Annotated in this window: 6 protein-coding genes; 2 read left to right on the top strand and 4 right to left on the bottom strand. The window is 69.9% G+C overall.

Features of this window, described 5'->3' with window-relative positions; genetic code table 11:
- Positions 1–267: 267 nt before the first annotated feature.
- Positions 268–1419, top strand: a complete 1152-nt coding sequence (locus VKH46_12425) for a putative porin (GenBank protein HKB71643.1) — start codon at positions 268–270, stop codon at positions 1417–1419.
- Between the two features lie 16 nt (positions 1420–1435).
- Positions 1436–1834 (top strand): hypothetical protein, encoded by a 399-nt coding sequence (locus VKH46_12420; GenBank protein HKB71642.1) that lies wholly within the window; start codon positions 1436–1438, stop codon positions 1832–1834.
- 608 nt (positions 1835–2442) lie between these two features.
- Here the strand turns inward: VKH46_12420 and VKH46_12415 are convergent.
- The 4 genes from VKH46_12415 to VKH46_12400 form a co-directional block, all read right to left on the bottom strand.
- Positions 2443–3204: an outer membrane lipoprotein-sorting protein gene (locus tag VKH46_12415; GenBank protein ID HKB71641.1), complete on the bottom strand. Its 762-nt coding sequence runs from the start codon at positions 3202–3204 to the stop codon at positions 2443–2445.
- Between the two features lie 157 nt (positions 3205–3361).
- Entirely contained in the window at positions 3362–4588 is a 1227-nt protein-coding gene (locus tag VKH46_12410; GenBank protein HKB71640.1) for an FtsX-like permease family protein, read from the bottom strand.
- Complete coding sequence (locus VKH46_12405) at positions 4585–5274, bottom strand: ABC transporter ATP-binding protein (protein HKB71639.1); 690 nt, start codon at positions 5272–5274, stop codon at positions 4585–4587. Before VKH46_12405 ends, VKH46_12410 begins: the two co-directional genes overlap by 4 nt.
- A gap of 10 nt (positions 5275–5284) precedes the next feature.
- Positions 5285–6640, bottom strand: a 1356-nt coding sequence (locus tag VKH46_12400) for a C45 family autoproteolytic acyltransferase/hydrolase (GenBank protein ID HKB71638.1), incomplete at its 5' end; no start/stop codon positions are given.

The raw sequence follows: 6640 nt of genomic DNA, 5'->3' as shown, positions 1-6640 counted from the left end.
CTCGGAGTCGTGTTGAAGCACCTTCAGGAGAAGCCTCCCGCGATCGAGTCGAAGAACCCCGACATCGACCCGAAGATCGCCCGGATCGTGATGAGGGCGATCGAGAAGAACCCCGACGACCGCTATCAGTCGATGGCGGAGCTCTCGCGCGACCTGTCGGAGGTCGTGGCGTGAAGCCGCGCGGAGGTCGTGGCGTGAAGCCGCGCGAAAGAGAGATCGCTTGACGCCGCGCGCAGGACGCGGCTTACGGCCGGCCGTGGGATCGGCGTGAGACGCGCGGCGCCGGCGATGGCCGCGGCAGCGATCGCATGGGCCGCCCTGGCCTCCGCCCAGGCGCCGACGCCTCCGTCGGCCGCGACCGCCCCGCCTCCCGAAGAGGAAGTCTACGAATCGCCGCCCGCGCCCCAGAGCCGATTCGAGCTCCGCTGGGACGCGCTCGTCCGGTACGACGACATCCAGCTCTCGAAGCAGGCGCCCGCCCCGAACATCTACCGGTGGCGGACGGAAATCCGTCCCGAGCTCGACTGGGTCGCCTCGGACCATTTTCGTCTCGGCGTGCGGGTCGTCGGCGATCTCGGGTCCGACGCGAACCGCACGAACGCCGCGAGGCTCGACAACTACCGCTCCAACGGCCTCGCCCTCGACCGCGCCTACCTCGAGGCCAAGCCCGGTCCCTTCATGATCCTCGCCGGACAGTTCGGGATGCCGTTGCGGACGAGCGAAATGTTCTGGGACCACGACGTCCAGGTGATCGGCGGCTCGGCGGCCTGGCGGCTACCGCTCGGCGCGTTTTCCGCGCTGATCGCGACGGCCGGTTTCTTCTACGGGCCGCAGCGGCAGCACGACCGGTCGCACATCGCGGCGGGGCAGGCGACGATCGAGCTCGGGAACCCGGAGAGCGTGGCCCTCGACTGGTCCGAGAGCTACTGGCGGTTCACGCACCTCGAGAACACGGGGCAGGCCTGGATCCGCCAGAACGTTCCGGCCTACGCCCTCCCCGGCTACGCCCCGGGCAGCGCGTACGAGAACGATTTCCGCATCGTGGACTCCCTCGCGCGCGTCCGGGTCGGCGCGGGGCGCTTCCCGATCTCCCTTTCGGTCGACTGGGCGCACAACCTGGCCGCGACGGAGCGCGCCTACCGGGACGGGGTCGAAGCGGCCCTTCGGATCGGCCGGGAGGGGTCGCCGGGGGACGTCCAGCTTTTCGACATCTATCAGTACGTCGACCGCGACGCGATCGTCGGGGCGTACAATACGGACGACTGGTGGTTCCACACGTGGTACGTGGGCCACCGTGCCGGAGTATCGGTCACCGTGCTCCCGCAGGTCATGCTCCGGCCGTCCGTCGTCTTCCAGCGGCGGCAGGACCGGCGGCACTACCTGAACCGATACCTCCTCGATCTCGTCAAGACTTTCTGAAAGACACGGAGGCGCCATGGGGGAGAAACGCATCGTCGCCCGCGTCGAAGACCTGATGTTCCGCGCGAAGGTCGACGCCGCCGCCCGGAACCTCTCGGTTCCCGTCGATTTCGTCGCGAGCCCGGCCGAGCTCGGCAAGGCGCTCGCCGCGCGTCCCGCCGCGGCGTTCGTCGAGCTGACTCCCGCCGTGCTCGACGAGGTCGAGAAGCTCGGCAAGAGCGCCGCGGCCGTCCCGATGATCGGCTTCCTCTCCCACACGGACAAGGCGCTCGCCGACCGCGCCCGGGCGGCGGGCGTGGACCGGGTGATTCCGCGCTCGCAGTTCTCCGAGACGCTGCCGGACCTCATCCTCGAGTTCACGTCGCCGGGAGTCGAGCGCCCGAAGCAGGAAGAGCCGGAGCTGCCGGAAGAATAGGGCTCACTCGCGCAGCCGGCGAAGATCGGAAGGGGTGCGCGGGTCCTGACGCGCGGCCGCCCTCTCGGCCCGCCCGGCGCGGGCCGAGGACGGGTTACAGGCACCGTGCGCGGCGGGCGGCTCCGAGAGGGAACGGCCGTGCGCCACCCGCGCCGAAAATTTCCGACTTCGCGGGCAGACGCTCGCCCGCAAAGGTCGGCGCTCCTTGATGGGAGTGTCTGGAGGCGGCGCGCACTTGCGTGCGCGCGACAGTTTTGATCCAGCCGGAGCTGCCGGAGGAATAACTCACGCAGTCGGCGAGAGCCAAGAGCCGCGAACGGGTCCTGTCGCGGTACCGGCTCCGTGGGTCGTCGCCCGGCGCGGACCGAGGACGGGTTACAGGCACCCTGCGCGGCGGGCGGACGACCACTCCCGTGTCAACTTGGTCTCAGTGCCATTCTGTTCGTCGTAGAAGCACTGCGTGAAATCGCCTCGCGATTTCCGCAGGAGTAGACCGCGGTTATCGAGCGTCTACCGGCAGACGATCGCTCGCGAGCGGAGCTCCGGGAGAAGAAAAGACTACGCCGTCTGCTACTGGAAATCGCGAAGATTGATCTTCCCGCGACGGCCTAGAAGTTCAGAGCGCCTTCCGGCGTCAACAGTTCGTCGTCGATTTTCGCGACGCGGTAGTTCGTGTAGTCGATCCGGGTGACCGGACCGGAAGGGCCCGCGAGCAGGTCCTTGATCGTCATCGACTCGAGCACCGTCTTCCCCGCCTGGTTGCCGTAGCGGTCGAACGTGATCTCCTTGGCGGGTTTGCCGGAAACGAGGTTGACGACCGCCTTTCGCGCGAGGTGCTCGTCGCGGTCGACCCAGAGCGTTCCTCCTCCGTAGGACGACTTCGCCGACTTGGGGTCGAGCTTCAGCACGTCGCACGCGCGCCCGTCGACGGTCTCCGGAGGGCCGGCGGTCGAGGCGCGAAACTCCTCCGAGAATCGGAGCTTCGAGACGTCAGCCATCGAGGCGCCGCCCATGAGCCGCTGGTTCGGCGTGACGGCGATCGCGTGCGAGGAGCCGGGGACGATCAGCCAGACCTTGTCGCCGACCGTCAGCATCTTCCTTCCTCTCTGCTTGCCCGCCGTGAAGACGACGAGACCGCGGTCGTCCCCCTTCTTGTAGAGCTCGAACTCGGCCGGCGAAGTCGTCTTCCCGTTCTCGATGACCGTGATCTTGGCGTGGATGACCGCTTCGGCGAACGCCTGCTTGGGCCGGTCGGCGAGTTTCAGCAGCTCGTCGGGGGTGGCGCCAATCAGCTTCGTCGTACCCGCAAGAGATGCAAGAGCAACGGCTCCGCAAGCGAGGAGCACCCTACCTCGCGGGGCCTTTCGCATCGCGGAAAGCTTTCGCCGAAGTAACCGAGGCGAAAGCTCCGCGATGCGGGAGCGCGAGCGTCGGCGAGGGGGTGGCGGTTGCGCGGTCGAGCCCTTCATTGGGCGAGCCGCGCGGCCGCCACGCGCCCCTGGGTCCCCGAGCCCGCTCGCGCGACGGTCAGACATGTGCGAGAGCTTCGACTATGGGAATGCGTGACGCGCGGCGCGCGGGGAAATACGAGGCGGCGGCGAGGGTCGCGAGCATCGCCGCGAGGCCCGCGAGATAGGTCAGGGGATAGAACGCCACGTGGATCGGCGTTCCGTGCGACGCGCCGGGGGGCGGGGGAAGCATGATGTGCGAGGCGTTGAGCGCCGCCCGGACGAACAGGGCGAGAACGGCGCCCGCAACGCAGCCGGCGAGCGCGAGAATCAGTCCCTCCGCGACGAACATCCTTCGGACCTTTTCGGGAGGAGTTCCGATCGCTCTCAACGTCCCGATCTCGCGCGTCCGCTCGGCGGCCGCCATCGTCATCGTGTTCGCGCACGCCAGAAGCACCACGATCACGAGAACGGCGCCCATGAACCCGAAAATTCCAGCGTAGAGGATCCTCACCTGGTTGTAGAAGAGCGCGAGCTCCCGCCAGGTCTTCACCGCGAGCGGCATCCCGGCGGCGGCGAGCGCCCGGCGCAGCCGCGGCGCGGCGTCTTCGGCCTTCGCGCCGGGTTTCAACATGACGACGAGCTTCGAGACGGTCCCGCTGACGTTCAAGAGCCGCGAGGCGGCGGGCAGCGTCGTCGCGAGATATCGGTCGTTCAACTCCTTGACCGGGAGCTCCGCGAGCCCCGCGACCGTCGCGTCGACGGCGTTCAAGACGCCCTCCGGCGTCGTGCCGAAGACCGTCACCGTGTCCCCCGTCTTCGCTCCGACGGCGCTAGCGAGCCCCGTGCCGAGGACGACCGCGATCTCGTCCGGGCCCGAGAACCATCGCCCCGAGACCAGCAGAGACCGGGTCTCCATCGCGCGCGCTTCGTCGGAAGGGTCGAAACCGATTCCCAGGTACGGCACGGAGCGGTTGCCGTTCGAGACGAGCCCGACGAAGTCGATGCGCGGGAGGACCGCGGCGACGGCGGGATCGCTCCGGACGACCGCGGCCGCCCGGCCGACGTCTTCGATTCCGTGCTCGAGCGTGCGCTCCTCCGCTCCGGCGAACGTCTCCGGCCGCGCGATCTGGAGATGTCCGACGCCGCCGCGGATCGTCCCGTCCTTCAACCCTTCGAACGTCTGCGAGACGAACCCCCCGGCGAGCGCGAAAGCGGCGAAGCCGAAGACGACGATCCCGGCCGTCAGCAGGCTCCGCCGGCGGTTTCGCCGGACGTTGCGGAGCGCCAGGGCCCAGATGCTCATCGTTCCCCGGCGATCGCGCCGTCGCGGAGCGTCACGACGCGACGCGCGCGCTCGACGACGCGGGGGTCGTGGGTCGCGAACAGGAACGCGACGCCGCGCTCCTCGTTCAAGCGGCGCATCAGGTCGAGGATCTCGGCGGCCGTGTGGCTGTCGAGGCTCGCCGTCGGCTCGTCGGCGAAGACGATCTCGGGGTCGTTGGCGAGCGCGCGCGCGATCGCGACCCGCTGCCGCTGTCCTCCCGACAGGAGGTCCGGCCGGACGTCCTCCTTCTCCGCGATCCCGACCCCGGCGAGCAGCCGCCGGGCGCGCTCCTCCCGAACCTCCCGCCCCGCTCCGGCGAGCGCCATCGGATACTCGACGTTCTCGCGCGCCGAAAGCACGGGGATCAGGTTGAACGTCTGGAAGATGAAGCCGAAGCGGTCGAGCCGCACGCGCGTCCGGGCGCGCTCGTCGAGCGTTCCCGCATCCTCGCCGTCGAGGAGGAGGGTGCCACCGTCGGGCCGGTCGAGGAGGCCGAGGACGTTCAGCAGCGTCGTCTTTCCCGAGCCGGACGGTCCCTCGAGCGCGGTGAACTCCCCGGCCGAGAACTCGATGTCGAGACCGGCGAGCGCCGGGACGCCCTGCGCGCCCAGACGGTAGGTCTTCGTCAGGCCGGTTCCCCGGAGGATCGGCGTCGGCGCTTCCATCGCGGCGCGATTATTCACGAGACGCCAGTGCGTCCTCCAGCGACACGGGGAACGCGAGGAGCTTCCGCGGTACCCTCCGCGATGCGGCCGCATCGCGGAAGCGGGCGATCTCGCGCGCAAAGTCCGGCGGCCCGGGATCGAGCCGGAGCGCGGCCTCGAAATCGGCCGCCGCTCCGCCGAACGCGCCGAGCCGGAGGCGCGCTTCGCCCCGGCACGCGAGCGCCTCGATGAATTGCGGCGCGCGCGCGAGCGCCGATTCCGCGTCCCGCCGCGCTTGCGCGAACTTCCCGTCGATGATCTCCCGGCGGGCCCGCCGGTTCTCGCGGCGCGCCGCGAGATAGTCCGGGTATCCGGAAGCGAGATACGGGTCGGCGGGAACGTCCCCCTTCTCGAGCTCCGAAAAGCGGGGATCGTCGGGATCCGCCGTCGAGAGGAGCGAGAGGTCGAAGCAGACGTATTTCCCGAGCGCGTGCGGGAAGGCCGCCACCCAGGCGCGCCGCGCGGTCAGGTCGAACACGACCGAGTGGCAGGCGATCAGGGCGTCGATCGCGTTGCGGTTTCCCGGGCCGAGGGGGACGTCCCCGGGACCGCGCCGGTCGCGCAGGATGGCGACCGCGCCTCGCGCGTCCAGGCGGCCGGACGAGCGCGCCAGGATCTCGTCGATCCGTCGCTGGCGCTCCGGCGAAGAGGAGGACGGGGGCGGCGGCCCGACCTCGCGAACGATCGCGGGCACGGTCGGGAGATTCGTGGCCGTGAGCTCCGGCCCTCCCCGCCGCACGCCCGTCGACTTCGGCGTCTTCTCGACGACCGCCATGGCTCCCGAGGCGTCGGCGACGAGGTACAGATCCGACACGAGGACGCGGGCCGCGCGGATCCGGGCGATCGCCTCGTCCAGCGTCGCGTCGTTCTGGAGCACGTCGGCGACGACGAGCGACGACGGCTCGCCGGCCGACGCGGTCGGTCCGCCCGAGAGCGACTGGAGCGAGACGCCGAGACCCTTCTCGTTGAAGCCCGAGACGACTCCGGTCATGCCGCCGAAGGTGACCGAGAGGTAGCGGAACCCCTTTTCGGGAACGGTCGCGGCGACGATCTTCTCCCGGTCGAAGCGCCCCCCGGCTTCGAAGTCGAAGTTCCGGGCGAGGTACACGTGGCCGTCCGCGGTCGCCGGCGCCGCCGCGGCGAACCCCGTGCAGGCCCCCGAGAGCGGGATCGTGTCGATGAACCGCTGCGAGAAATCGTGGAGGGCATGGAGGGACAGCTGGCGCGCGAACGGGCTCCATCCGCCGGGGAGCGGGTCCGGCACCTCCGCGTCGGCGACGCCGCGGATCTCCGCGAGGTGCGCCGTCCCGATCCATTTCTCCGACCG

It is taken from the genome of Thermoanaerobaculia bacterium, from assembly GCA_035260525.1.
In the GTDB taxonomy this organism is placed as follows: Bacteria; Acidobacteriota; Thermoanaerobaculia; order UBA5066; family DATFVB01; genus DATFVB01.
Note: the sequence above shows the minus strand (reverse complement) of the source record. Positions and strands in the feature narration are given on the sequence as shown.

Coding starts and splice junctions, on each gene's coding strand:
- VKH46_12420 (HKB71642.1), top strand. CDS start 1,436: ATGGGGGAGAAACGCATCGTCGCCCGCGTCGAAGACCTGATGTTCCGC.
- VKH46_12415 (HKB71641.1), bottom strand. CDS start 3,204: ATGCGAAAGGCCCCGCGAGGTAGGGTGCTCCTCGCTTGCGGAGCCGTT.
- VKH46_12410 (HKB71640.1), bottom strand. CDS start 4,588: ATGAGCATCTGGGCCCTGGCGCTCCGCAACGTCCGGCGAAACCGCCGG.
- VKH46_12405 (HKB71639.1), bottom strand. CDS start 5,274: ATGGAAGCGCCGACGCCGATCCTCCGGGGAACCGGCCTGACGAAGACC.